The sequence below is a fragment of the Micrococcus sp. LASM2_SD2 genome (assembly GCF_057364565.1).
The window spans coordinates 1-575 of record NZ_JBNFOB010000487.1 but is presented as its reverse complement, the minus strand read 5'-3'; the positions used below and the strand labels follow the sequence as shown (position 1 = coordinate 575).

General features: G+C 78.8%; 1 protein-coding gene. It reads left to right on the top strand.

The genetic code is table 11. The annotated features are described in order from the left end of the window. Window positions 1-575, top strand: a 575-nt coding sequence (locus AC2W7A_RS13250; protein WP_485991740.1) for a 5-oxoprolinase subunit B family protein, incomplete at both ends; no start/stop codon positions are given.

Here is a 575-nt window from a genome sequence, read left to right as displayed (position 1 = left end):
CCGCGGCCGAGACCCTGATGCTCGCCTTCCGCACCCGCGCCGAGGCCGTGGCCGCCGCCGCGCTGGCTCCGTCCCTCGTGGCCTCGGCGGACGCCGGTGAGGACGCCCGCACGGTGGAGGTGGACGTCGTCTATGACGGCGAGGACCTCGCCGCCGTCGCCGAGCTCACCGGCATGTCCGCGGAGGCCGTGGTGGCCGCCCACGCGGACACCCTCTGGGTGGGCGCCTTCGGCGGCTTCGCCCCGGGGTTCACCTACTGCACCGCGGCCGATCCCGAGGCCGCGCCCTTCGACGTGCCCCGCCGTGAGAGCCCGCGCACCGCCGTGCCGGCCGGTTCGGTGGCCGTGGCCGGCACCTTCTCCGCCGTCTATCCGCGCAGCTCGCCCGGCGGCTGGCGGCTGCTCGGCCGCACCGACGCCGTGCTCTGGGACCTGGACCGGGGAGCGTCCCGCGCTCATCCGCCCCGGCGACCGCGTCCGCTACCGCCCGGTGCGCGCCCCTCGCCTCCGTCTCGGACGCCCTCCCCTTCCCGACGACGGGCGCCCCCCGCCTCCCCCCGTCCGAGCCCGCCGCCG